The sequence below is a fragment of the Mucilaginibacter sp. UR6-1 genome, assembly GCF_020880975.1.
In the GTDB taxonomy this organism is placed as follows: Bacteria; Bacteroidota; Bacteroidia; order Sphingobacteriales; family Sphingobacteriaceae; genus Mucilaginibacter.
In genome coordinates this window covers 710,137-735,345 of record NZ_JAJIWP010000003.1, presented here as the reverse complement: position 1 = coordinate 735,345, position 25,209 = coordinate 710,137, and the positions used below count along the sequence as shown (strand labels likewise).

General features: G+C 46.2%; 21 protein-coding genes. 8 read left to right on the top strand and 13 right to left on the bottom strand.

From position 1 onward, the window contains the following. Positions 1-41 precede the first annotated feature (41 nt). The gene (locus tag LJ707_RS13765; protein WP_228951919.1) at positions 42-926 is read right to left on the bottom strand and encodes a polyphosphate kinase 2 family protein; all 885 of its coding nucleotides are present in this window, start codon (positions 924-926) and stop codon (positions 42-44) included. A gap of 119 nt (positions 927-1,045) precedes the next feature. On the opposite strand from LJ707_RS13765, the gene LJ707_RS13760 reads away from it, so the two are divergent. The 3 genes from LJ707_RS13760 to LJ707_RS13750 all read left to right on the top strand — a co-directional run bounded on the left by LJ707_RS13760 (position 1,046) and on the right by LJ707_RS13750 (position 3,491). Next, positions 1,046-1,507, top strand: a complete 462-nt coding sequence (locus LJ707_RS13760) for a DUF4268 domain-containing protein (protein WP_228951917.1) — start codon at positions 1,046-1,048, stop codon at positions 1,505-1,507. 164 nt (positions 1,508-1,671) lie between these two features. Further along, entirely contained in the window at positions 1,672-2,550 is an 879-nt protein-coding gene (locus LJ707_RS13755; RefSeq protein WP_228951915.1) for a sce7726 family protein, read from the top strand. Positions 2,551-2,573: 23 nt separating this feature from the next. Further along, positions 2,574-3,491 (top strand): sce7725 family protein, encoded by a 918-nt coding sequence (locus LJ707_RS13750; protein WP_228951913.1) that lies wholly within the window; start codon positions 2,574-2,576, stop codon positions 3,489-3,491. A 24-nt stretch (positions 3,492-3,515) separates the two neighbouring features. Here LJ707_RS13750 and LJ707_RS13745 read toward each other — a convergent pair whose 3' ends face one another. The 3 genes from LJ707_RS13745 to LJ707_RS13735 all read right to left on the bottom strand — a co-directional run bounded on the left by LJ707_RS13745 (position 3,516) and on the right by LJ707_RS13735 (position 7,507). Next, positions 3,516-5,036 carry a carboxylesterase/lipase family protein gene (locus tag LJ707_RS13745; RefSeq protein ID WP_228951911.1) on the bottom strand — a complete coding sequence of 507 codons (1,521 nt, stop codon included), beginning with the start codon at positions 5,034-5,036 and terminating at the stop codon, positions 3,516-3,518. A gap of 71 nt (positions 5,037-5,107) precedes the next feature. Beyond that, on the bottom strand, positions 5,108-6,085 hold the full coding sequence (gene gnd, locus LJ707_RS13740; protein WP_228951909.1) for a phosphogluconate dehydrogenase (NAD(+)-dependent, decarboxylating): 978 nt from the start codon (positions 6,083-6,085) through the stop codon (positions 5,108-5,110). A 111-nt stretch (positions 6,086-6,196) separates the two neighbouring features. Beyond that, positions 6,197-7,507: a gluconate:H+ symporter gene (locus tag LJ707_RS13735; protein ID WP_228951907.1), complete on the bottom strand. Its 1,311-nt coding sequence runs from the start codon at positions 7,505-7,507 to the stop codon at positions 6,197-6,199. A gap of 414 nt (positions 7,508-7,921) precedes the next feature. On the opposite strand from LJ707_RS13735, the gene LJ707_RS13730 reads away from it, so the two are divergent. Both LJ707_RS13730 and LJ707_RS13725 read left to right on the top strand, forming a co-directional pair. Then, entirely contained in the window at positions 7,922-8,803 is an 882-nt protein-coding gene (locus LJ707_RS13730; RefSeq protein ID WP_228951905.1) for an AraC family transcriptional regulator, read from the top strand. A gap of 14 nt (positions 8,804-8,817) precedes the next feature. Beyond that, positions 8,818-10,920 (top strand): alpha-amylase family protein, encoded by a 2,103-nt coding sequence (locus LJ707_RS13725; RefSeq protein WP_228951902.1) that lies wholly within the window; start codon positions 8,818-8,820, stop codon positions 10,918-10,920. 1 nt (position 10,921) lies between these two features. On the opposite strand, the gene LJ707_RS13720 is transcribed toward LJ707_RS13725, so the two are convergent. The 8 genes from LJ707_RS13720 to LJ707_RS13685 all read right to left on the bottom strand — a co-directional run bounded on the left by LJ707_RS13720 (position 10,922) and on the right by LJ707_RS13685 (position 21,686). Beyond that, the gene (locus LJ707_RS13720) at positions 10,922-11,800 is read right to left on the bottom strand and encodes an alpha/beta hydrolase (protein ID WP_228951900.1); all 879 of its coding nucleotides are present in this window, start codon (positions 11,798-11,800) and stop codon (positions 10,922-10,924) included. Between the two features lie 11 nt (positions 11,801-11,811). Beyond that, positions 11,812-12,924: a bile acid:sodium symporter family protein gene (locus tag LJ707_RS13715; protein ID WP_228951897.1), complete on the bottom strand. Its 1,113-nt coding sequence runs from the start codon at positions 12,922-12,924 to the stop codon at positions 11,812-11,814. Positions 12,925-12,950: 26 nt separating this feature from the next. Next, positions 12,951-14,432, bottom strand: coding sequence for a mandelate racemase/muconate lactonizing enzyme family protein (locus tag LJ707_RS13710; protein WP_228951895.1), 1,482 nt, complete (start codon positions 14,430-14,432; stop codon positions 12,951-12,953). Positions 14,433-14,453: 21 nt separating this feature from the next. Then, entirely contained in the window at positions 14,454-15,380 is a 927-nt protein-coding gene (locus tag LJ707_RS13705; RefSeq protein ID WP_228951893.1) for an RraA family protein, read from the bottom strand. A 17-nt stretch (positions 15,381-15,397) separates the two neighbouring features. Continuing rightward, positions 15,398-16,951, bottom strand: a complete 1,554-nt coding sequence (locus LJ707_RS13700) for a SusD/RagB family nutrient-binding outer membrane lipoprotein (protein WP_228951890.1) — start codon at positions 16,949-16,951, stop codon at positions 15,398-15,400. Positions 16,952-16,967: 16 nt separating this feature from the next. Next, a complete protein-coding gene (locus LJ707_RS13695; RefSeq protein ID WP_228951888.1) occupies positions 16,968-20,123 on the bottom strand; it encodes a SusC/RagA family TonB-linked outer membrane protein in 3,156 nt (1,051 codons plus the stop codon). A gap of 302 nt (positions 20,124-20,425) precedes the next feature. Beyond that, on the bottom strand, positions 20,426-20,863 hold the full coding sequence (locus LJ707_RS13690; RefSeq protein WP_228951886.1) for a nuclear transport factor 2 family protein: 438 nt from the start codon (positions 20,861-20,863) through the stop codon (positions 20,426-20,428). 10 nt (positions 20,864-20,873) lie between these two features. Beyond that, positions 20,874-21,686, bottom strand: coding sequence for a strictosidine synthase family protein (locus LJ707_RS13685; protein ID WP_228951884.1), 813 nt, complete (start codon positions 21,684-21,686; stop codon positions 20,874-20,876). A gap of 192 nt (positions 21,687-21,878) precedes the next feature. Here LJ707_RS13685 and LJ707_RS13680 point away from each other — a divergent pair, with 192 nt between their 5' ends. Continuing rightward, a complete protein-coding gene (locus tag LJ707_RS13680) occupies positions 21,879-22,772 on the top strand; it encodes a glycerophosphodiester phosphodiesterase family protein (RefSeq protein ID WP_228951882.1) in 894 nt (297 codons plus the stop codon). A 47-nt stretch (positions 22,773-22,819) separates the two neighbouring features. On the opposite strand, the gene LJ707_RS13675 is transcribed toward LJ707_RS13680, so the two are convergent. Further along, the gene (locus tag LJ707_RS13675; protein ID WP_228951880.1) at positions 22,820-23,128 is read right to left on the bottom strand and encodes a hypothetical protein; all 309 of its coding nucleotides are present in this window, start codon (positions 23,126-23,128) and stop codon (positions 22,820-22,822) included. Positions 23,129-23,357: 229 nt separating this feature from the next. Between LJ707_RS13675 and LJ707_RS13670 the strand changes: the two genes are divergently transcribed. Next, a complete protein-coding gene (locus LJ707_RS13670; RefSeq protein WP_228951877.1) occupies positions 23,358-24,482 on the top strand; it encodes a sensor histidine kinase in 1,125 nt (374 codons plus the stop codon). Further along, positions 24,457-25,185 (top strand): LytTR family DNA-binding domain-containing protein, encoded by a 729-nt coding sequence (locus LJ707_RS13665; protein WP_228951876.1) that lies wholly within the window; start codon positions 24,457-24,459, stop codon positions 25,183-25,185. The genes LJ707_RS13670 and LJ707_RS13665 overlap by 26 nt, the downstream gene beginning before the upstream one ends. Positions 25,186-25,209 lie beyond the last annotated feature (24 nt).

Sequence of the window (25,209 nt, the reverse complement as noted above, 5' to 3'; positions counted from 1 at the left end):
GCCAAATATAATTGTTGAATAGTGGTTTAAAACATCCGGCCTTAATCTTTTTCGGCCTGTAATACTGCTTTAGCTTTGTCGAGCTTTGCACGCTCGGCTTCGGGCAGCTCAGGGTATTTAAGGTCAAGCCGGGTAAGCGTATCCAACACAATGGATGATATAGCTATGCGGGTGAACCATTTTTTATCAGCAGGAAGCACATACCAGGGGCACTCGTCGGTAGCGGTTTCGGCAATGGCCTTTTCGTAAGCTTTCATATAATCATCCCAGCGCTCGCGCTCGTAAATATCACCGTAGGAGAATTTCCAATTCTTCTCGCTATCTGCTATCCGCTTTAAAAACCGCTCCTTTTGCTCTTTTTTTGAAAGATGCAGAAAGAATTTGATCACCACCGTACCATTGGCAGTAAGGTGTTTCTCAAAATTGCGAATGCTTTGATAGCGTTGCTTCCAAAAAGCATCGTTTATATCCTTCGCGCTGTTAATGCCCGGCAACTTTTCGTTCACAATATTTTCAGGGTGCACTTTGGTGATCAGCACATTTTCGTAATGCGAGCGGTTATGTATACCAATGCGGCCACGCTCGGGCAGGGCCTTATAGTGCCGCCATAAAAAATCATGATCCAGTTCCTCAGTGCTGGGCTGTTTAAAGCTGTACACCTGGCACCCTTGCGGGTTTAAACCCGACATGGTATGCGCTATGGCGCTATCCTTCCCCGCCGCATCCATCGCCTGGAAAATAATTAATAACGAATGGCTGTTGGCCGCGTACAGCGCTGTTTGCAATGCTGCTGTTTGCTTTACCAGATCCTGCAATATGCCATCGGCATCGGCCTTAACATAATCGCCGGAAAAATTGGTATCGTATTTATCAAGCGAGAACTTGTCGCCATTGGTTACTTTAAAAAGTTCGGTTATATTTTTCATAGCGCGTATTTGCGCTTATATAATGATGATAATGCACATAAGGTTTTACCACAAGGGTATTGTATCGCCATTTTTTACGCTTGGTACATTTAATTACCTTTGCAGCAAAACAAAAAATCTTGTATTCAAAGGACGAGGCATCACAAATAAGACAGGCATTCTGGACAGCGTTTGGCCAGTATATAGCCCCTCAGCTATCGGCAGACGGGTTAAAGATCAACTGGATAAATTATAAAACCGGTATCCGTAATTTATTTTTTAAGATGTATACCGATAACCGCTCGGCCACCATCATGATAGAGTTTACCCACCCCGATGCCGAGATACGTGAGCTTTTTTACGAGCAAATGCTAACCCTTAAACGCCTTTTTACCGGGCACATGCAGGAAGAATGGGACTGGCAGCCCGATCATATCGACACTTACGGCAAAAGCACTACCCGAATCAGCAAAACACTGGACGATGTAAGCATTTTCCGTAAGGATGACTGGCCCGCGCTGATCTCATTTTTCAAGCCACGTATCATAGCGCTGGATGAATTTTGGAGCACGGCGCAATACAGCTTTGAGTTATTTAAGTAAGTACTTATGTAAAATAATAGCTCTTTGATGCCATATTTTTATATTTTTGAATTAAAAATAAGCAATGTTTACCTATTGCTTAATTAATATAACTGTGTAGAAAATCACCCCTGCTATTTGGTAATATAGAGGGCATTTTTTATTTTAGGCTCAGAGGATAAATTATGCAAAACATTAAAAATAGGCAAAACAAAAAAGCTTATAATTACGCTCTTGCACAACTTTTTAGCCCATCGTTGTTAAAAAAATTACAGAACTTTTCAGATGAAAAAAATATTGAATTCCTAATAAAGGATAGTGGCATTTACCCCAATGACGATGATTGGAATTTAATTAAAGGATTACAGTTGACTTACGACTACCTTAAATTAAATTATAGATGTGAATACATTTATATGAATGAAATTGCAAATCAACTCCTTTTAAAATATCACAACGACAATTCAGCAACACTACTCAAAGAAGTATCATCAAATTTATCGATTGCGGATATAATTATAATAAATGGAAGTACTGTAGCGTATGAGATTAAAACAGAACTGGACAGCCTTGACAGACTTCCAAGTCAAATTGATTCCTATAAAACAATATATGATAAGATTAATATAGTCACTCATCAAGCCGCAGTTAAATTATTAAAGAAAAAGCTTGATAATAGCATTGGGATTATAGTTTTAGACGATAACGGAACATTAATAGAAATCCGTAAAGCAGTATCAAACCAGGAATTGTTTGATCCAATAAAAGCAGTTTTTACTCTTCGACAATCAGAGCTTATTAAAGCTTATGAAAAGTATGTATCAAAAATTCCCGCTATGGGTACGGCTTTAATATATGGCTTTTGTCACAATTGGTTTATTAATTTAAACCCAGATGACGCTCGTAGAGTATTTACAGAGGCCCTCAAATCTCGTAAACCACTACCGTATCAGTTTGAATTGATTACAGAGTGCCATCCAGCTTTAAAGATGCTATTTTTAGGACGGGAGATACCAAAAAAAACTTGCACTTTATTATATGACAAAATATGTATATTTGATTAAGTAACCATTAAATCCTTAATCACATGTATTTCCCTTATTTAAGAGGTAAACAGTTTGAACTTGAAGCGTTAACTGAAGTTTCCTCTACCGTATTTTCAAACACATTACCGATTTTAGAACCAATCAATTTAACCAGTCGAGCAAAAGGATTATACGACCGAATAGCAGGTCAAGGAGTTCCACTTATATTAATAATTAATCCTTATTACGGTTCGCTTACAATTGCTAATGTTCAGAATTTGATAGACACAAATTTAGCCAATCATCAAAATTTAATAATAGGTTTTTTGATTGACGAGCGATTTAGTTTAGCAGACTTGAATGCTTTTTTAACATCAAATTCTAATTTAAGTAAGTCTTTAATATTCCGTCATGATCCATTCCCAGCTGAATTAGCTGCAATTAATTCAGCTATATTGGCAAACTCAGTAGATTATATTTTATTTGACGATACAAAAGTTTCAAACCAAACTAAAGCTGCATTTATTAATCACCCGAGATTGGTATTGATAAGCAATGGTTTCCAACGCAAATCCAGAAATAGAGATTATCAACAAACAAGTGCATTCAATTCAAATTTCGAAACATATAGAAACAACGGTTGGTTTGGTATAGGAGATTATCTAACTATAGGAGATTATTTTTCTGATGGTGGAGGTGCAACATATATAGTGACATTGCACATCACAAGGCATTCTCCGAAGGGTCTTATAACTCATCATTTTTCATCGACTTATCAATCTAAAACAAAAGGCTTAACCGCTCCTAAATTCGCGGAAGCTAATAGCTTGTTAGTAACAAATCCCAATATAACACCTCTATCTTCATCAGGCTTAACATTATACAGAGGTTGGCACAATACAAAACATAATCCACAATTAGGAGCTGCAAAAAAAGCTTCGATGATGCATCATATAGAATTGATGTCAAGTTTAATATAATTTAGTCATAATCTGATTTCATTATCACTTTTTAACAGTCAGTTCGTCCATCAGCGCGTAGCGTTTGGCCGTATCATCGGGTTTGGCAACAGTTTCGGCAGCCAACACCTGCACTGGTGGCTTGCCGCTTTTTACCTCATTCCACACGGGTAAACCTTTGCCGTTAGGATTACCGGTTTTAATAAAATTGGCAAAGTAATCCTGTGTTATTTGCGATGCTTTGTAGTCGGCCGGTGTCCATTTAAAAGCCTTTATGAGCGGCAGGTTACCCAGCGAATATTCGATATCCGAAGCATGGGGCGCGCCTATCAGTGTGGTATCCGGTCGTTTTTGTGAAAACAGATAGCGGTACACATTCTTTTTGCCCGACTTGCTGTGCATATCCACAATTTTCCAGGTGCTGTAAGCGATAAACCTGTCGGATGCCAGTTGGGTAGCCACCTGCTTTACTTCACTATCCGTAGCGGCGGGGTAAGCTTCCAATATTTTGGCGGCATTATCCGGGTAAAGAGTTTGAATAGCATCCTTATAAATGGCCAATGTTGGCGGATGCATACCCAACACGCCCTGGTAACCTACCTCGGCGGATGTCCACCCGGCAAGCAGTGGTACATTCATTTGCCTGCCCGCGGCAAAGGTAGCTTCCGGCTTCTCGGTCAAAAAGTAACCATCAATAATATGCGCGAAACGTGCGTTGCCCGATAGCTCGAGCAGTTTATCGGCCGGTATTTTGCGCAGATCGGCCAATGTAGTTGCCCCCGTAGTAGTAGCGAACTTTACGCCCATTTGTTCGGCCTGCTCGTGCGGCGTTGGCGTAAGATTGCCCAATATGGCACCGCTTTGGCAAATAGCGCCGCTAAATAAGCCTTTGGATAATGGCGATGCCATTTGCGCGCTAACCGACATGGAGCCAGCCGACTCGCCCGCTATGGTAACCTTTGACGGATCACCGCCAAAGGCCGCTATATTTTTTTTAACCCACTCCAGGGCAGCGTGCTGATCCAGCAAACCATAGTTGCCCGAGGCATGGTTGGGTGATTCGGCAGTAAGCTCAGGGTGCGCCATAAAGCCGAACACACCCAGGCGGTAATTCACCGTGATGCTTACAATGCCTTTTTGGGCCATGCTTTCGCCATCATAACGCAGTTCGGAACCATCGCCGGCCACAAAGCCGCCACCGTAAAAATAAACCAGCACGGGCAGTTTTTCATTGCCTTTTTTAGCGGGAGTCCATACATTCAAATACAGGCAATCCTCGCTTTTGCCATTGCTGCGAAAAAGCATATCGCTAAATATAAAGCGCTGCATGGCCTGCGGACCAAACTTATCGGCTTTGCGTACGCCCATCCAGTTTTGCAAAGGTTGAGGGGCCTTCCAACGCAGATCGCCAACCGGTGGCTGCGCAAAGGGGATGCCTTTATAGGAGCGTATGCCGCTGGCTTCGGTAACGCCTTCCAGTAAACCGTTGGCTGTTTTTACCTGTGGATTTTGCGCAAAGGCAGGCGAGATGCCGATCATCAGCAAAAGAAGAAATATGTTTTTCATAAGGAGATTATAATTGATATACAATGCTATACATTATATCAATAACCTGCAAGTTAAAGCCTGTAACCTTTTTACGACTGTACAATGCCCGGATCCATATTTACGGGCGGGAAGCCCCCTACCCGGCCAAAATGGCGCTCATGCTCAATGCCCGCCTCGGGCCCGAATGGATGCCCGCCAAACCCGTTACGCATCATGGCGATGGCGCGCGGCGCAATGTTAGCCCCATCTCGCGAGGCGATCAATTGCATAACTGATTGTGCTATAACCGGTATGGCTACTTCCATACTCATGGCATCGCTCACCAGCCAGTTTACCTCGCCGGTATCTTCCACGTACGATGGTACGTTGTAGCCTTGTTTTTCATCATACAACTGCTTCATCAGCTCCACCAGCCACGAGCGTACTACCGAGCCATGGTTCCAGGTGTGCAGTATATCGCTTACGTCCAGCTTTTCGCGGTAGCCCTCCAGCAGGGCCATACCTTCGCCAATAGCCTGCAGCATACCAAACTCAATGCCATTATGCACCAGTTTTACAAAATGCCCCGAGCCGGAGTTACCGGTGTATGAGTAGCCATGCGGTACAGCCAGATCGCGCAGCAAACCTTCAATCTGCCCAACGGCATCCTTATCGCCGCCTACCATAAAACAGGCACCGTTACGGGCACCGTTTATGCCGCCGCTGGTACCGCAGTCTATCAGGTGCAGGCCTTCTTCCTTCAGTTTTTCGGCACGGCGAATGCTGTCGCCCCAGTAAGAGTTGCCGCCATCGATAATAATATCACCCTCCTCAAGCAGGGGTTTTAACTCGGTGATCACGCTATCAATAGCCGGGCCGGCGGGTATGTAAATGAATATTTTGCGCGGGCGATCTAATCCTGCCACCAGGGTAGCCAGTTCGTCAACTATCTGCAGGTTTTGCTGTTCGGGGATGATCGGCACAAACTTATCATAGCCCAGTATGGTATAGCCTTTTTCGGCAGCCTGCAAAGCAAGGTTGGCACCCATTTTACCCAGGCCTATAATTCCGTATTTATTATTTTCCATATTATTTGGTATAACCGGATGTATGTTAGCCCGGCCAATAGTTTAAATGATGAATTGAGTACAAATTAACATATCAGTACTGATAACATTTGAGCGAATGAATGTGTTATATTAACCCATAAAAGTTTTTATAAGCATAACACCGCCCAGGCCAATAACGGCGATAAGCGACTCCATGGCGGACCATGACCGGAAGGTATCCTTCATGCTCAAATTAAAATACTCCTTAAACAGCCAGAAACCCGAATCGTTAACATGCGAAAAGGCCAGGCTGCCCGCGCCTATAGCCAACACCATCAGGTTAGGGTTGGCGTGCGACTGAATAACCAGAGGGGCCACAATACCCGCCGCCGTAAGCCCGGCCACTGTTGCCGAACCTAAACTGGCACGAATGATAGCGGCAATGAGCCAGCCTAACACCAACGGATCAAGCGGTAACTGCTGCAGGTGATAACCGATCTGCTTATCTACACCGCTATCAACCAATACCTGCTTGAACGCGCCCGAGCCGCCGATGATGAGCAGGATGAGTGCCACATCCTTTACCGCGTCAGTATAAATAGTGTTCAGTTCGCTCATGCTGCGGCCTTGGGCTGTACCCAAAAAATACGATGCGACGCCTAATGTGATGAGCATTACTACGGATGGATCACCGATCAATGTCAGCCATTTTGCCGCATCGGCAGATAGATTGATTATTGCGGGCAACGCCGAGGTACCCATGAGTAAAAATACCGGCAGCAGGGCTATGCCAAAGCTCCTGAAAGCACCGGGCAATTTATCAGCAGGTATATCCTCCGGCCTGAAGGTAGACAGCGGACTTGAAGGGATTTTTTTCAGGGTTTGCGCGAATACCGGTCCGGCTAAAATAATGGTAGGTATGGCGATGATTAATCCATACATGAGCGTGATGCCCATATTGGCGTTAAACTGTACCACCAGTGCTGCGGGCGAAGGATGCGGCGGCAGAAAACCATGTGTAACCGATAGTGAGGCCAGCATAGGCAGGCCAATGAAAACCGCGGGCAGCTTATACTTATATACTACCGAAAAGATAAGCGGCACCATCAGCACAAAGCCGATACCGTAAAACAGCGGGATGCCGATAATAAAGCCCGTAGCAACCAGCGCCCACTGTATATATTTTATACCTACCGCGTTAACCATTACCGACGCTATTTTTTGCGCCGCCCCGCTAACCGCCACCAGCTTACCCAGCATGGCCCCGAGGCAAATAATCACGGCTAAGGAGCCCAGGGTATCGCCCAGGCCTTTTTGTATGGACGACAGCAGCTTTGCCGCCGGTATTTGCAGCAACAAGCCCGCAACAATGGCCACGATAAGGAATGCGATGAAGGGATTGATCTTGAACCAGCTTACCAGTACAATAAGCAATACAATGCACAAAAAAACTATAAGCATGGGCAGGTATAAATGGTTTAATTAGTAAATAATTGATTGCGGCTGCCACTAAAGTAGCATTTTAGGCAGGCAAAAAAACGGCTTTTGCAAACTTGAAAAAAAACCGCACAATTTGGTTAACATCGCACACAGCAAGTATGGCAATTTAGCGCGGTATACCTTGCCAACCCATTCAATTACCGTGTATTATATTAACTAAGTATTGACAGTGCGTATTTGTTTACTATATTAGTTAAACCAATTTATAAATAAAAACCTGACCTATTTAATGTGTTACAGCATCAACCTTTATTGAATACCAGCGGCATTGTGTACCATGTTGCCTGCTGCTTTGTTGTGGCATGTTTGCCGCGAAAGCCATATAAAACTGATGCTATGTAACATGTTGACCTGTAAACCAAACAACGCTGAATTATGAAAGCTATCCTGAAAAAAGCTACGCCAACGCCCGACCATTCCTTTAACGTACATAAGGATGTTGGCGAGGCCATGCTGAGTTCTTGGCATTACCACCCCGAGATTGAGCTATTGCTGATAAAGCGCAGCTCGGGCACCTGCTTAATAGGCGACCATGTTGGCCCGTTTAAAAACGGCGATACCTTTTTGTTCGGCTCAAATTTGCCGCATACTTTCAGGCACGAAAAAAAATACATGCAGCGTACGGACGAAAGGATAGGCGAATCGGTAGTTGTACTGTTTCAGCAGGAATTGTGGGGTAATCACCTGCTTAGTTTACCCGAACTGAAACATATTACCCGTTTGCTGGAATGCGCTAAACTTGGTCTGCGCATACATGGCGAAACCCGTAAAAAAGTGGCCAAACTAATTGATGATATGCTGAACGAGCCGCCGGGCAAGCGCATTGTGCATTTACTGACCGTACTGGAACTTATCGCATCAACACAGGAATACGCAACCATATCAAGCAACGGTTTTAACCATGAGGCTAACAACATCGATAAATCGCGCATAAACAAGATTTTTGAATACACCTTTAATAATTTTCAAAACAGGATAACCATTGAGGAGGTGGCTGACCTGATCGCCATGGGTAAGCACTCGTTTTGCCGCTACTTTAAATCAAAGACCAAGAAAACCTATTTCGATTTTTTGATAGAGGTGCGCATAGGCCATGCATGCCGCCTGCTGGCCGAGCAGGACCTGAACGTGGCCGAGATAGGTTACGCCTGTGGCTACAACAATATATCGCATTTTTACCACCAGTTTAAGGCGGTAACCAACAAACACCCGCTTGAATACCGGGCTAATTACATCCACATTGAGCATGTGGCTTAACGCATATCATCTGCATGAATAAAACCCTACTTGTATTTATAGCGATACTACTCTGGCTTCCCGGCCGGGCGCAACAACAAAGCACAACCCCCGGCTGGTGGAAACGTAATAATTTAAGGGTGATACAAACCAACCTGCCCGATTATGAAGCAGCCACCCTCAACCCCGATTCGCTGGTTACCGACCTGGTTAAATTTTCGGCCAATACGCTTATCATCAACGCGGGTGGTATTATGGCCTTTTATCCTACCAAACTATCTTACCAATATCAAAACCCTTATGTTAAGCGCGATTTTTTGAAGGATGTAGTAGCCAAATGCCATCAGCAGGGCATTAAGGTTATTGTTCGGTTTGATTTTAGCCGTGTGCACGAGAGCATTTATAAAGCCCACCCCGATTGGTGCTACCTATCGCCCAAAGGTGAGCGCATGACCAACCCCGGCATGTATACCGTATCCATCAACGGGCCCTATGTGCAGCAGCGTGCCTTTGATATCGTGACCGAAGTAATGGATAACTACCCTATCGACGGAATATTTTTGAACATGCCCGGCTACCAGACCAACAATACCTACGAGGGCCGATACATGGGTATCGATCAAAATGAATATGATAAAAAACGCTTCGCGGAATTTAGCGGCGGCAAGGCATTGCCTGTTGAGGAGAACAAGGCTGATAGCCTGTACCAGCAATACCTGAAATTTAAAAAATTTACGCTGGATGAATGGGGCAAACGGTTATACACACTGGTAAAAAGTAAAAATCCGCAGGCGGCTATTTGTACCTACACCGATCAGTATGTGGACATCATCAGGCACGAAACGCAGGCTGTACCAACTTTACCGCTATGGCCATACAGCGCGGCGGATAATGTGAACAATGCGGGTAAAACCTTTCCGGATCACATCATCAGCAATGCCAGCATACAGCAGATCTCTTTTCAATCACGTTATAATGCTATTGAGCCGGAGGAGATATCAGTACGGCTTTACCAGAATATGGCGCACGGTTCCGGCCTCGACCTGAGCATGATGGGCGATACCCGCGGTTATGAGGACGAACGGAATTTCAAGGCCATCGAAAAGATATACGGTCTGCACAAAAAGTATGAGCCGTACTTTGGCCGCTATACATCTATCGCTAAAATAGCCGTGGTAGCGCCCGGTTCGTGGCCTAACGGCACGCCCGCGCAGGAGTATCGTGGCATACAGCAAATATTGCTGGAGGCGCACCTCCCCTTTGATATTATTGAGGACAACCAACTGCAAAACCGTGGCGATAAGCTGAAAAACTACAAGGTAATTATATTGCCCGATATTACTTTTTTGAACGATGGCGGCGTAAAACAATTAAAAACGGCCATAGCTAATGGCACCAATATCATCGCCACCAATATCGCCTTAAATGATAACCCGGCTTTGCTAAACGAATTATTTGGCGCTAAACTAAAAAGCCTCACTAATGACGCGGCAGGTAATTACCTGGTGCCCGAGGATAGAACCATCTTTAAAAACTTTAGAGGGCAAACCATGCTTTTTATGAAGTATAACCTGGCCTTATATGATGTGTCTGCCGCGGATAAAACAGGCTTGCCCCTGCTGGCTAAAGGCCGTACCGGTCCGCCGGAAATTATTGGCGGGCATGATATTACCGGCGACAAAATGCTGGCCATTAAACAACATGGCACAGCCAAAGCGGTATTGCTGCCATTTAACGTGGGGCGATTATATTATAACAACGGCTACCAGGAACACAAGCAGTTGCTACTTGATGTGCTGAACAATATTTACCCGGATGCCGGAAAGCAGCTCCTTACCAACGCGCACCCGAAGGTTGAAACGGTATTGCAGCAGTATGCTAAAAATACTACCACAAATAAAAGCGATAATGACGGACTGATACTCCACCTTATCAACCTTACGGGCGTAAGTTCAACCAGCTACCTGCCAGCGTTGCCGGTATACAACATCAGCCTGAAAATAAAAAGCGGGTATAAACCCGCCCGTGTAACCGACCTGCTGAGTGGCAGGCCGGTCAAGTTTACTTATGCCGATGGCTATGTAAGTTTCATTGCCGACCGACTGAATGATTATAAGATCATCGTTATGGATAAATGATTTATTTACTTGCCTGCTTGTTAAAGTAATCGTTATCAGCAAACCAGTCGGCAAGGCGCTGCGGCCATGCTTTTAGCGATTGCAGCTTTGCGCGTTTACCCATATTAAAAGCATGATCGCCTTTTGAAAAAATGTGCGCCTCAACAGGTACGCCGGCTTCGCGATACTTTTGCAGCAGCGTTACTATGGGCGGCGAGCAGCAAACATCATCATTAGCCGCTATGAGAAACGCAGGTGGCGCATCGCGTTCAACCTTTTGCGGCACGCCAAGCGGGCCCGGATAAACCAGTATAACAAAGTTGGGTTTGTAATTCAGTTTATCGATCACGTCGACAGGTTTTAGCGGTTGTTTATAAGTGTTAAAGGCAACCATATCCACCACTTCGCCACCTGCCGAAAAGCCCATCATGCCGATACGCGCGGTATCAACACCCCATTGTTGGGCATTGCTGCGGATCAGGCGCATGGCACGCATGGCATCCTGCGGGGCATGTACATCTAATTTGTATACAGAGTTGGTATCTCGCGCCAATCTGTACTTTAAAACCACAGCCACAATACCCAGGCTGTTTAAAAATTGGGCCGCTTCCCTGCCTTCTGAATTAATAACCAGCATACGGTGCCCGCCGCCGGGGCATACCAGCACCGCGGCACCGTTTGCCTTATCCTTAGGCGGCAAATAAACCGTTATGGTTGGGTTATGAATATTGCTGATGTATTTATCGCCCTTCTCGGGTTCGGTACGGCGGCTTTCAAAACCCGGCGCACCGTTCTTCCATAAACTGATAACAGTAGAATCAGCTTGTGCAAAAGCATCGCCATTAACACCGGCCATTATCGCTATCAGTAATAACAGGGACTTAAACAAGCGTGTTTTCATAATTACATCGATTAATTATGGTGATGTTGCGCAGGCGCTTCAACCTGCAGGTCTTCGGGCGGAATTTTGCCATGCCACCAGGTAGCTAATGATGAACCGGTAATATTCATCAGCGGACCAAAAATAGCCGGTGCCAGCCCAATAGTGGCCAGTCCGCCCATTAGCAGCGCAAGGCCTGATGCCAGTCCGCCGTTTTGCATCCCCACTTCGAGGGATATGGTACGGCAATCCTTTTCGGCAAAGCCCATCAGCCTGCCCAGCCAATAACCCAGCGCATAGCCGGATACGTTATGGATGAATACCGCCACTATAAGCAACAAGCCTACATTCAGTAAACTTTGATGCCCTGCCGAAGTAATTACCACGATGATGAGGCCGATACCGATCATGGAAATAAGTGGCATAATACTGTCCAGCCATTTAACCTTGCCACGCACCAAGGCATGGAACAAGGCTCCTGCGATGATGGGCAGCAATACTACCTTGGTGGTATCCCAGGCCATATCTAAAAAATGCACCTCAACCAACCGGCCTGCTAATAAGCGCATCAGCAGTGGTGTAAATACCGGTGCAAGCAGTGTTGATACGGTAGTAATAGCGATTGACAGCGCCAGGTTAGCCCTCGCCAAATATGACATTACGTTGGATGCCAAACCACTCGGGCAGCAGCCCACCAATATAATTCCGGCGGCAATCTCGGGCGGAAAGTTAAAGGTATTAGCCAAAATGTAACCCACCAATGGCATCACCGTGTAATGGCAAATCACCCCGATGATGATGGTTTTTGGCTGTTTAAGCACAGTAGCAAGCTCCTTCATGCTCAGCTCGCTCCCCATACCGAACATGATGATCTGCAATAACGGGATAATGAGCTTTGACAATTTAAAATCGCCCACCTGTACAAAATACTGCGGGTAGTACATGGCCAAACTCACCGCCGCGAAGATCATGATGGTAAACGAAAAGCCTTTGAGCTTGGGATGCTGCCTGAAGGCCATAGCAAGGGCTATAAAAAAAAGCATCAGCAACCAGCCACCCCATTGCGGGTGGCCCGTTGCTGATACCGTTATAAAACCCAATAAAATAAGAAACGAGAACGCGTAATAAACTTTAGCTGGTACCATAAGTTTTTAAGTTTTAAATTGGTTAATTAACTCCATAACCTATCCCACGATCGTTTCTCATCCCACTCCCTGGTGGGTACAAACCATGATTTGTCTTTCGGGTCGAGGTGTTGTTTCAGCACATCCTCGTTAAGCTCGATACCCAGGCCCGGCGAATCAGGCACTAAGGCGAAACCTTTATCGATCAGCGGTTTTTTATCAACCGTTTTCACGTAGCTTTCCCAGTAAGGCAAATCAATATTGTGATGCTCAAGCGCCAAAAAGTTTTGCGTAGCGGCAGCGCAATGCACATTGGCCATAAAGGCTACCGGCGTACCGGCAAAGTGCATGGCCATGGCTACGCCATGTTCTTCTGCATAATCGCCTATCTTTTTGGTTTCGAGCAACCCACCCGACGATGAAAGGTCAGGGTGGATGATATCAACCGCGTGATGGTCGACCAATTTAATGAATTCTTCTTTAAGGTATATATCTTCTCCCGTTAATGTTGGTGTTTCTATCGCATTGGTGATCTCTTTCCACTGCTGGGTGTACTCCCAGGGCACCATATCTTCCATCCAGGCCAACCGGTATGGCTCCAGCTTGCGGGCCAGCCTGATGGCGTTATTGGTATCAAAATGCCCGAAATGATCTGATGATAGCGGTACATCATACCCTACCGCGCTGCGCACCTTATCCACATATTTGGCTATTTCGTCAAGCCCTTTCTCGGTGATCTGTATCTGGGTAAAAGGGTGCTTGGTATTGCCCAGCGTCATGGGTTTATCGTTCCACTGGCTGCCTTTCCAAAAGCCGGAGTTAACGGTGGTACCGGGTATATCCTTTATCAGCTCGATACCCAGATCCATTTTTAGCCAGGTATAGCCTTTGGTAACCAGCCTGTCCTTCACCTTGGCGCTAAAGGCGGTCATATCCTCTTCCTCGGGGGTATCGGCATAAAGCCTTACCGTATCCCGATATTTACCGCCCAACAACTGGTAAGCGGGTACATTGTAAGCCTTTCCTGCCAAATCCCACAGCGCCATCTCGACGGCGCAAACGCCGCCCGCCTGCCTGCCATGAAAGCCGAATTGTTTAATCGCCTTAAATACCATCTCTACACTGCATGGGTTCATACCTAAAATGCGGCTTTTCAGCATAAGGGCATAGCGTGGGTCGGCACCATCGCGCACCTCGCCAAGCCCGTAAATGCCCTGGTTAGTTTCAATACGGATGATGGGGCAACGGCCAACGGTGGTCATGGGTACGATGTACCGCATATCGGTAATCTTTAATTCTGACGGAGAGCTATTACGGTTCACTTTTGAGGTTGATTGCGCCAGCGTATCCTCAGCAGAGGCGAATAGCATACCGCCCAACGCCAGGCCACCGCCTAATGCCGATTTCTTTAAAAAATCGCGCCTTGCCGAGCCCTTGGTTTCTTCGGGTTGGGTTGATGCGGGTGTTGCCTTTGATTGCTTATCCAATTGCTTGCCATTGGCTAACAGCCTGAGTAATTCGTTTTTCATATCATTATAGGTTTAGTAGGGTTACCAGGTACGGTTTTTCATGTAATCGTCGAGTTGTTTGCGGGTCATGGGCAGTTTGCCGGGGTAACTGTTTAGCCATTTGATGAAATCGTTTTTGATCTCCTCGGTCCACTGGCTGTCAATCTGCCCCGGCGTATACTTACCCTCGCGCAGGCGCTGGTGACCGTATTCGTCGCGCAGCACAATAAATTCAGCGGTGATAACTGCCTCTTCTGCCAAAGATGCGGGAATAAACAGCGTACCGCCACGCTTGGCCAGCACCACATCGCCGGGCAGTACCGTAGCGCGCCCGATACGTACAGGTACGTTGATACCCGCCAGCATTACCTGTTGCAGGTACGATGGATCGACCGCCTTGATCCAGCCGTTAAAGCCCTTGATCTCGTTAAGCCCTTCCAAATCGCGCACCGAGCCGTAAAATACCACGCCCCGTTTGGTTTTGGCATAGATGGAATTGCCCAGGTTATCGCCAATCAGCGTACCATCAACCACCTTGTTAAAACCATCGGCCACATAGATGTCGCCATTCTTCAAAACGTCAATCGGCCACGAGTTGGTTGGCCCTACACGGCCTTCGGCTTTGCCCTTATCTTTAATTACCTTATCCACATCAGGGCGCAGGGGCATATATTGGGCAGTTACCGCCCGGCCAACCATTACGCTGTCGGGATGCAGTATCATCCAATCGCCCTCAAACTGGTTTTGGTAGCTCTTGCCGCGCAAAAAGCCCCAAACGTCTTCAATGCCCACATTCTTAAAACGCTCCAGCACATCGTCAGCCACGTGGGGACGGCCATCAGGCGAGCGCTCACCTTTCCAGTCGGCGGTAAGCAGTTTGATCTGATCGGGCGTTAAGGTTACCTGCTGGGCCTGTAAATGCAGCGCCGCCAAAAGCAGCGCTGCAAGCATTATGATCCTGTTTTTCATAGGTAGTATTTGGTTGGTTATTCCTTATCCCAAAAAACGCGTGTGGCCAGGTTATCCGGCCCGTTATGCGATACGGCTGCCTGGTAGTTGGCAGCGTTTACAGTTTGCTCGCGTAGCGGATAGGTTAACCTGCGGATAAACGCGCCTTTTACCGAGGCATCAGCCGTTGGGTACGGGTTTGGCGTTAAGACCGGGTACCCGCTTCGGCGAAAATTAGCCCAGGCCTCGTTGCCGTTAAGGAATGATGATACCCAGTATTGTGTATTGATCTGCTCCAAAGCGTTTGCCGGGTTAAATGGATTAGCCAGCAGGTAAGCGTTTTGCGCATCGGCACTTATGGTTGCCGTACCATCATACTGCGCCAGTTGATCCATATGTGCCTTTACCCCATTGGCATACAAAGTTGCTACGGTACCGGTTGCCCAGCCACGTTGTACGGCTTCGGCCAAAAGCAAGGTAGTTTGCGAGTAGGTTACATAAAATTCCGGAATATCTATTTTACCTAAAGTGCGGCGGTTAACCTGCGAGTAAGCATAGCCCGCGCCAAGCCGTCCCGGAAAGCCGGGCGCGGTGCTGATGGTAGATTCATTATAACCCAAAGGCATCCCCAACTGATCGGCAGGGTTGGTATTTTCTGTACCCACCGTTGCCAGCGGATTGGCAGGCTGCGCGTATTTAACGGAGATAACACGCAGGCGCGGGTCATCCGTATCCTGCAAATACTCCACAAACGGCGCGGCCAGGTAAATGTTACCGCGCTCGGTAGCCTGGAACCAGCTACCGGTCGGGCTATTAAACGTGCTATTGAACTGTATCAAAGCATTATCGGCGTTTGATTGCATGAGGCCGCCACTTACCGCGATACTTACATATTGCTGCGCCTTTGTCGCGTCTATCTTGCTGTAACGCATTGCGGCACGCAGTAATAGCGAGTTGCCCAGTTTTTTCCATTTGGGGATGTCGCCTTTATAAAACAGGTCGCCGGCCTCAATGGCTTTGCTGGCATCCAGGGCTTTGGTGGCCTCGTCAAGCTCCTTCAAAATATCCGTGTAAATATCCTGCTGGTTATCATATTTAGGCAGGTTGATGCCTTCCAGGTAACCTTTACCCGCTTCGGTGTAAGGCACATCGCCGTAGGTATCAACCAGTATCATAAATACATAAGCCTTAAAAATACGGGCCATATTGTACAGGTTGCTTCGCGCAGGCTGATCTTTCAGCTTATCGAGCACGGTGGTAAGCAGCACCACCGGCCCGGTAACTATACCACCGGTAGTGTTACTGGTACTGCGGTACATATAGTTAAAGGTGATGTTGGCATTCGGGTCATAACTCACGTTGTGGTTGCCGCCTTCCAGTACGCCGGTGTTGGGTGTTATCAGTTGCTGAACGATCATGGGCTGATAGTAGTAATTAGGCAACGCGGCGCTGAACTGGGCGTTGGAGAACAGGTACGAAGGTTCAAGATCTGACGGCAGCACCGGGTTTACGTTGATCTCCTCAAAATTCTTTTTACAGGCTCCAAGCGTTACTATGGTTGCCAGTAAAGCGATGATATATTTCTTTTTCATGATGATTTCGGGATGGTTAGAGTTTAACATTTACGTTGACACCGTAGCTGCGCGTGGTTGGCAGCGTATGCGATTCAATGCCCTGCAGGTTATCTGACGCTGAAACGCTGGCCTGCGGATCGAGGTTATCAATGTACTTTTTGATCATCAGCACGTTGTTAACCAACAGCGATACATTGAGGCCTTTGATAAAGGTTTTTTTCATGTACTTGCTGAAATCATAACCTACCGATATGGATCTCCATCTAACAAATGCCGCGTTATAGATAAATGGTGTGGCTATGTTGGTGGTGCGGTAGTTGGAGTAAAAGGTTTCGGCCTCAACAGCGGTGGTATTGGGTGTACCATCAGGGTTAACACCATCAAACACTACCCCACCCTCGCGGCCAACCAATGATTGCTGCGACAAGCCCTCACGCAAAAAGTTGAGGTTGGAGTTTGACATGATCTTGGCACCGGCCTTAAAATCAACCTGCGTAAATACACGGAAGCCCTTGTAGCGGAAGGTATTGGTCCAGCCGCCTACCCATTTAGGTATAGCGCTGCCGAAGGTGGTCAGCTCGCCGCGCTGCGGTAAACCGTTGATGGTAACGATACGGCCCTGTGCATCGCGGCGGTAATCAAACCCACGCAGCGATGCCAGCGGTAAACCTACCTCATGCGATACGGTACCGAAGAACTCGCCCGTGCCTACATCAACCCTGGCCTGTCCGTTAGCCAGTTCCTGAACTTTTGAGGCGTTGTATGATCCGTTAAAGGCGGTTTCCCAATTAAAGCCGGTCTTTTTAATAGGCACAATGGTCAGTAATGCCTCAACGCCACGGTTGCGCAGCTTACCAATATTTACTTTGGTTGAATTGAAACCCGACGCTACCGAAACATCTACATTCAATATCTCGTCAACGGTGTTTTTTTCGTAAACAGACATATCCAGGTTCAGGCGGCTGTTAAATGTCCTGATCTCCAAACCGGCCTCCTTTTCCTTCACCTTTAACGGTCGCAGGCCCGCATTCGGACTAATATCGCTGTTAATGGAGCCCAGCGCGGTACCGCCAAACGGATTAGAGTTTAGCGAGTAATACAACGTATTGGCATAAGGGTCGGTATCGCCGCCTACTTCGGCATAAGCTATGCGCACCTTACCATAATCAATCCACGATGGCATGCGTATGGCATCACTAAACACAAAGCTGGCGCTTACTGATGGATACAGGTAGCTGTTGGAGTTGATATTGAGGGTTGAAAACCAATCGTTACGGGCGGTAGCGGTTACATACAAAAAGTTTTTGTATGATACCTCGAACGAGCCATAAACCGAGTTAACCCGTTTTTCAAAATAACTGTAGTTAGGGTTTTTTACCTGCCCGTTACTGATGGTGTATAAATCGCGTACAAAGAAGTTGGTAACCGCTGTACCCATAACATCGCTTACCTGTTTCATGGCATTGCCACCCAGGGTAAGGTCAAAGCCAAAATCCTTTACCTTTTTGTTAGCGCCGATCAGGAAATCCATATTACGTTCTCTGAAAGTGGTTACATCCTGGTAGTAATAGCCGTTGAAGCCGGTAGTTACCGCGCCGATAGAACGGGTACCTGTAGGGCGGTTATAGTTGTACGGGCGGGTAAAATAATCCTGCCCTATGCGTGCCTGCAAATACAACCAGTCGGTAAACTGGTAACGTAATGAGGCATTACCGAAAATACGGTCACGGTGCACATTCTCAAACCTTTGCATAGTCACCCAATATGGGTTGTTACGGTTGGTAAAGCGCGAAAGCGGCATCTCGTTACCGTTAGGGTCTTTATAATTCTTCAGCCAGTCGGTATTAATACTGTTGGCCAGGGTATAAATGGTGGTATTGGCATTCATATCCTGAATACCAATTTGCGGCGGGTTGTGGTTGTACTCGTTTGAGTAGTTGGCATTCAGTTGCAAACTAAGCTTTGGCGTAACCTTATAATTGAGCCCGAGGTTGAATATCTTTTTATGATAATCGGAATTTGGCATAATGGCGTTAGCATCATTATTAGCGAACGACAAACGGAAGCTACCCTTATCGCTGCCACCTGATATGGCCACCGAGTTAGAAAAATTACGGCCCGTACGGTAAAACTGCGAGATGCGGTTTTTAAACGGCGAGTAAGGTTGCGTTGAACCATCAAACTGAATGGTTGGCGCGCCATCAAACCTTTCGCCAAAACTGTGCACGCCAAAAGTTTGCGCCTCGGCAAGCGTGGTTTGGCGTTTGCCGTATTCGCCCTGGCCGTATTCGTACTGAAAATCGGTATAATCCAGCGCCTGGTCGGCCTGGTAGTTGGAGTTCAGCTCGATGCCTATACCCTGTGTTTTGCTGCCTGTTTTTGTAGTAATGATGATAGCGCCATCCTTAGCCCGAAAGCCGTACAGCGCGGCGGCGGCGGCACCTTTCAGTACTGTCATACTTTCTATGTCATCCTGGTTGATGCTCTGCAAACCGTCGCCCTGGTCAGACGAGCCGCCGGTTACGTTGCCCGCGCCATTACCCGCGAAACCGCCTGCCGAAACAGAGGTATTATTAATAGGGATGCCGTTAACAATAATTAATGGTGAGTTATTGCCGCCAAATGATGACTGCCCCCTGATGCGGATCTTGGTTGACCCGCCCGGGCCACCGGCGGGTGGCGTAACGTTAACACCTGCTATTTTACCCTCTAAACTGTTACCCACGTTGGTTGTGCGGTTAACCGTAAGCAGGTCGGTATTTACGGTAGCGGTTGAGTAGCCCAGCTTTTTTGATTCGCGCTTTATGCCCAGGGCGGTTACTACAATATCACTTAACTGGTTATTGTTCTCCTCTAAAATAATATCGAGCACATTGCCTGCACCCACGGGTACCTCCTTAGTGGCAAAACCGATGTATGATATTTGTAATACGGCCGAGCGGCTGGGCACTCTCAGGGTATACTTGCCGTTGGCATCGGTTACTGCGCCGGTAGTGGTGTTCTTTATCCGTACGGATACACCTGCAAGTATTTCGCCTTTGCCGGTTTTTACGGTGCCGGTAATCTGCACCGCGTCCTGCGCGTAAGCCTGCAGGCAGCAAAGGCATATAAATGCCAGCAGCCACACAATTGGTTTGTAAAATTTCAGGTTCATATTATTGAGGTTATTATTGGTTTCAATCGATTTCATTCAATAAATTATTAATAGCGCAACCCTTGCTGCAAGGAGCGTTAGCGAAACAGTCATTAAAAATTTATTATCAGTTGGTTTATAATCGGCCTAATTACTCAGCCCCGGCTCATCCTTTTACAGATTGGATAAGCATGAACAAATAAAGGCAATAGCTAAGTCACCCAAATTCAGTATCATAGCATATTGATGTAATATATTAACCTGAAAAGCTGCGCAGTTAAAACTATCGGCCAATAGCCCTGAAATAACAAAGGCACCCCAACCGGAGTGCCCCTGCAATATATATAGTACAGCGAGTGTTAAGGTAACTTATATGCCTGCCGGGCCAACAAAACCCATTGCTTTTGCTGCTTTTTCCATACCAGCAATATGCCCAGCTTAACGTTGCCCGGCTTACCGCCATCCAGTATCTCACCATTAAGTACATGCCTAACTATGGCTACATCCTTAACAATGGTTATGGTTTGGTTACCGGCAGTAATGCTTGTAAAATCAGATGCGCCGCTGGTAAGCGCATTTATAAACGCCGCTTTATCTTCCACCTTTCCGCTGGAGTGGCCAAAACTTAATTGGGGCGCGGTTAGTTTGTCCAGTTTATCCTTATCGGCATCAACCATGGCCTTGTAAAGTGTATCAACCGCGGCGGCTACCTGCTTTTGGGCCGGGGTTTGCGCTGATGCTATGCTGATACTTAGCCAGCTAATAAGTACTACCAGTATGCCGTATTTTAATTTCATATCTATCCTGTTAATTAAGTTTATAAGCCGTTACTGAGTTACCAAAAAATGTAGGCACATAAATTATTTGCTTTTTAGGATCGTACCCAATATCGGCGGTTTTGCTTTTGCCTTCATGTGTATCCAGCAATACCTGCTTTTTTCCATCCGGGGTAACATAATACAGGTAGCCTACCCAGGCCGTGATCAGCAAGTCGCCGTAACCAACAGGTTCAATACCATCGCCGCCATGCTCCAGGTCGCATATTTTGGTCAGCTTTTTATCGGCGCCGGCCTTGTAAGCGGCATCGGCGGTAAGTACGTACAGGTTATTACCGATGCTTTTTACACCATTAACACCTTTTAATCCCTCCAGATAAACCTCCTGTTTATCGCCCTCAAAACGAAATACACGGGCATTCTTTGGGTCGGATACATAGATCACGCCTTTGGCATCAATACTCACATCATTTAATCCGGCATTTTCATCGATCAGCTTTTTGTTAACCTTACCGGTTTTCAGATCAACCGATACCAGTTCGCTCAGATCAGCAACGTACAAGGTATTGTTATATATGCCCATGCCTTTAGGAGCGTTTAAGCCGGTAACAAAGGCCGTATCAATAATTTTCCCATCCGGAGATACTTTGGCTACGCCGCCTATGCCATCCTTAGCGCCCGAATTACCGCTGATAAGCGATACATATAATACCTTACCCGCAGGCAGTACAGATTCGGGCGTGGCCAGTACGCTATCCGTTTGCCAGAGTTTTTGTACTGAGTGTTGGGCGAACAAGCCTAACGGCATCGCCAGTAAAAAAAGGGAAGCGGTTATTTTTATCATTAAGGCAGATATTGGTTTATGTAAAGCTACAACACTGTTTTTACAGTATTTGTTATAAAATTATGCAAACTATCAATAGGTTAATATAGCACACAAATTGGTTAATTTATTAACCACGCCAGGTACGCTTAACAAAAGCTTTACATGGTTTATTTATCATCATTAAAACAAAAAGCGGATATTGCCCGGCTTATGAAATACTTGCTTTCTGTGCTTTTAAGCTGTAGCCTGCTGTCCGCATCGGCACAAAACAGCATTGACCTGCAGGCACACCGTGGCGGCCGCGCCCTGATGCCAGAAAACTCTATCCAAGCCATGATACATGCCGTAGACCTGGGTGCACGTACTATGGAACTGGACGTGGTAATATCAAAGGACGGGCAGGTAGTGGTATCGCACGATACGTATATGAATGCCGATTTTATGTTGAAACCTGATGGCAGCGAGATCAGCAAAGCGGAGCAAAAGAGCCTGCTTTTGTATACCATGCCTTATGACAGTATCCGCAAATACGATAGCGGCACCAAAGTTCACGCCGGTTTCACCGCGCAAAAAAAGATGCGTACCTACAAACCGCTGCTGACCGAAATGATAGACGCGGTGGATAAATACACAAAAGCCAAGCACCTGAAACCGGTTTATTATAACATCGAGATAAAATGCTCGCCCAAAGGTGATAATGTAGAACATCCTACCCCTGACGTAATTGCCGAAAAGGTAATGGCCATCGTAAAACAAAAAAATTTACTGAACCGCTGCAACATACAATCGTTTGATGAGCGCCCGCTGCAATACCTGCACGGCAAATACCCGAAAGTAGTGCTGGCCTACCTGGTATCAAACAAAAACACCTTTCAGCAAAATATTGATAAGCTGGGCTTTAAGCCGCCCATCATCAGCCCGGAATATAAGCAGATAGATGCCACTTTTGTGAATGACGCGCACGCGGCCGGTGTTAAAGTGATACCCTGGACAGTGAACGATGCCGAGGCCATGAAACAGTTAGCCGCCATAAAGGTGGATGGCATTATATCCGACAATCCGGACATTTTGGTTGAACTGTTTGGCAGCTACCAGAAAAAGTAAAAACAACAAGCCCCGCTACTATACGGGGCATTGCTGACTTTTTTTATTTATTGTTTTGCAAGGTAGATGCTGAGTAATTCCTGATCGGCTGTGTAGCGGCGCTGGTTTACCATTACCGTCAGTATTTTATTAAGTGCCTTTTGCACCTTTTTATCGCTTAGCTTTATTTTGGCGTTCACCGTTTCCTGGTACACCAGGTGGTGGTTATCATTATAAAACTTAACCGTATTGAGTTTGGGTGTTTTAACATTGCTTTCAATAACCCAGTAGCCTTGCAGCGAGTCGGCCTTGTTTTGTGCTATGCTTTGAGTAAGGGCCATAACTGTTACAGCCATTACAAGTATTAACTTTTTCATTGTGATGTATTTAAATTTTATGCCTCAAAACTAAATGCTCCTCCTACCTTAATAAAGCAGGTACGATACTCATACCCCAGGGCACTATAAGCTGACTAAAAAGCCGCGCAAAAGCCATCTATCCGTATATTATTACCATTGATGTACTGATGGATGCTGTTTGTCATGTTTAGTCTGCGTTTCGTCGGCCATAGGTTTATACATCAATTTTTTTGAAGTAATTTAGTACATGGCAAAGGGTGTAAACTTATCAGCTTTGGCAGGTAACAGGTGGGTGCAGCATGGAGCATTCTGGCTGGCAGTATCATCATTTTTTGTGATGATGTACTCGTTTAAAAGCACCTGGCAAATAGCACTGCACAACAATGTGTTTTTTATGCCGGTACACATAGCATTGTTTTATGCTATTGGCTACTGGCTTATACCGCGCTACCTGCTCACCGGCAAATACGTTCAGTTTGGCTTGCTGCTGATACTTACCAACATTATACTGGGCCTTACATCAAGGTTTGTGGATATAGTTATTGCTTACCCCTACCTGGCTAAACATTACCTGGGCAAATTTAATGACCCGTACGACGGGGAGCCGCTGAGTAAGCTATTTTTGCACCCGGTTTATTTTTTCAACGCTTTTAAAAGCCTTAACCTGGTGGCCTGCTTTGGTATAGGTGTAAAATATTTTAAGATGTGGCATGAGCGTAAGCAGGCTGCGCTTAAAGCCGAACTGGATGCGCTGAAAGGGCAGTTGCATCCGCATTTTCTGTTCAATACGCTTAACAATTTGTATTCGCTTACGCTGCAAAATTCGCCCAAATCATCAAACGCGGTGCTTGGCCTGTCTGAAATGCTGCGGTATATGCTGTATGAGTGCAATACCGACCTGGTGTCTTTAAGCAATGAGGTAAGTATGCTGAAACATTACACCGACCTTGAACAATTACGCTACGAAGAACGGCTTGACCTTACCTTTAACATTACCGGCAACCTTGACGGCTTGTACATTGCGCCCCTGTTGCTGCTGCCATTTATTGAAAATACCTTTAAACATGGCGCCAGCGAAAAGCTTGGCCATAACTGGATCAACATCAATTTATCGGTTAATGGTAACGTATTAAAAATTAAAGCGTCTAATAGTAAACCGGAACAGGTTAAGAGCAATGCGGACAGGCATTTTGGCAACATAGGCTTGCAAAACGTAAAAAAGCGGCTTGAGCTTTTGTACCCGCGGCAGCATAGCCTTAAAATTCTGGATGATGATGAAGCTTTTTTAATTGTGCTTGAACTAACGCTTATACGCCGCCAGCAAGCCATACCTACTGCCCAACCACATGAAAATACGTACACTTATAGTTGATGATGAACCGCATGCCATAGAGATCATAAGCAGTTACCTGCAAAATTTTAGCGATGTTGAGGTTGCGGGCAAATGCGGCAATGCCATGCAGGCCTTCCAGATACTGCAGCAAAAACCTGTCGACCTGATGTTTTTGGATATTAAGATGCCCGGCCTTAATGGTACCGACTTTTTGCGCAGCCTAAAAAATCGCCCTAAAACCATATTTACCACCGCCTACAGCGAGTACGCGCTGGAAGGTTTTGAGTTGGACGCGGTGGATTACCTGCTGAAACCCATATCCTTCGACCGCTTTTTGCGTGCCATGGATAAGGTTTACCAATTATATGACAACCGCGCCACCACACGCCTTTCCCACGAAACACCCATCGGCGATCAGGAAGCGTTTTTATATATCAAGGTTGACCGCAAAACCATCAAGCTGAACATAAACGCCATTTTATGGATAGAAAGCATACGCGATTATGTAAAGGTGATTACAGCCGACCAGGTATACATCAGCAAGCAAAAAATAAGCTTTTTAGAGGAGATGCTGCCCGACCGATATTTTGTGCGCATCCATCGCTCATTTATTGTATCGCTATCAAAAATCAACTCCTTTTACGCCTACAGCCTCGAAGTTAACGGCCATGAGCTACCCATCGGCCGCAATTATAAGCAGGATGTACAGAAGAAGTTAAAAGCGGAGCAGTTGTTTTTTTAGTGACAATTCAATTGTATATTAGGA

Bases quoted from the DNA above. Each gene is read 5' to 3' on its own strand.
- LJ707_RS13685 (WP_228951884.1), bottom strand. From the start codon at position 21,686: ATGATAAAAATAACCGCTTCCCTTTTTTTACTGGCGATGCCGTTAGGC.
- LJ707_RS13675 (WP_228951880.1), bottom strand. From the start codon at position 23,128: ATGAAAAAGTTAATACTTGTAATGGCTGTAACAGTTATGGCCCTTACT.
- LJ707_RS13705 (WP_228951893.1), bottom strand. From the start codon at position 15,380: ATGAAAAACAGGATCATAATGCTTGCAGCGCTGCTTTTGGCGGCGCTG.
- gnd (WP_228951909.1), bottom strand. From the start codon at position 6,085: ATGGAAAATAATAAATACGGAATTATAGGCCTGGGTAAAATGGGTGCC.
- LJ707_RS13700 (WP_228951890.1), bottom strand. From the start codon at position 16,951: ATGAAAAAGAAATATATCATCGCTTTACTGGCAACCATAGTAACGCTT.
- LJ707_RS13680 (WP_228951882.1), top strand. From the start codon at position 21,879: ATGAAATACTTGCTTTCTGTGCTTTTAAGCTGTAGCCTGCTGTCCGCA.
- LJ707_RS13725 (WP_228951902.1), top strand. From the start codon at position 8,818: ATGAATAAAACCCTACTTGTATTTATAGCGATACTACTCTGGCTTCCC.
- LJ707_RS13755 (WP_228951915.1), top strand. From the start codon at position 1,672: ATGCAAAACATTAAAAATAGGCAAAACAAAAAAGCTTATAATTACGCT.
- LJ707_RS13745 (WP_228951911.1), bottom strand. From the start codon at position 5,036: ATGAAAAACATATTTCTTCTTTTGCTGATGATCGGCATCTCGCCTGCC.
- LJ707_RS13710 (WP_228951895.1), bottom strand. From the start codon at position 14,432: ATGAAAAACGAATTACTCAGGCTGTTAGCCAATGGCAAGCAATTGGAT.
- LJ707_RS13750 (WP_228951913.1), top strand. From the start codon at position 2,574: ATGTATTTCCCTTATTTAAGAGGTAAACAGTTTGAACTTGAAGCGTTA.
- LJ707_RS13670 (WP_228951877.1), top strand. From the start codon at position 23,358: ATGGCAAAGGGTGTAAACTTATCAGCTTTGGCAGGTAACAGGTGGGTG.
- LJ707_RS13695 (WP_228951888.1), bottom strand. From the start codon at position 20,123: ATGAAATCGATTGAAACCAATAATAACCTCAATAATATGAACCTGAAA.
- LJ707_RS13715 (WP_228951897.1), bottom strand. From the start codon at position 12,924: ATGGTACCAGCTAAAGTTTATTACGCGTTCTCGTTTCTTATTTTATTG.
- LJ707_RS13690 (WP_228951886.1), bottom strand. From the start codon at position 20,863: ATGAAATTAAAATACGGCATACTGGTAGTACTTATTAGCTGGCTAAGT.
- LJ707_RS13735 (WP_228951907.1), bottom strand. From the start codon at position 7,507: ATGCTTATAGTTTTTTTGTGCATTGTATTGCTTATTGTACTGGTAAGC.
- LJ707_RS13720 (WP_228951900.1), bottom strand. From the start codon at position 11,800: ATGAAAACACGCTTGTTTAAGTCCCTGTTATTACTGATAGCGATAATG.
- LJ707_RS13765 (WP_228951919.1), bottom strand. From the start codon at position 926: ATGAAAAATATAACCGAACTTTTTAAAGTAACCAATGGCGACAAGTTC.
- LJ707_RS13665 (WP_228951876.1), top strand. From the start codon at position 24,457: ATGAAAATACGTACACTTATAGTTGATGATGAACCGCATGCCATAGAG.
- LJ707_RS13730 (WP_228951905.1), top strand. From the start codon at position 7,922: ATGAAAGCTATCCTGAAAAAAGCTACGCCAACGCCCGACCATTCCTTT.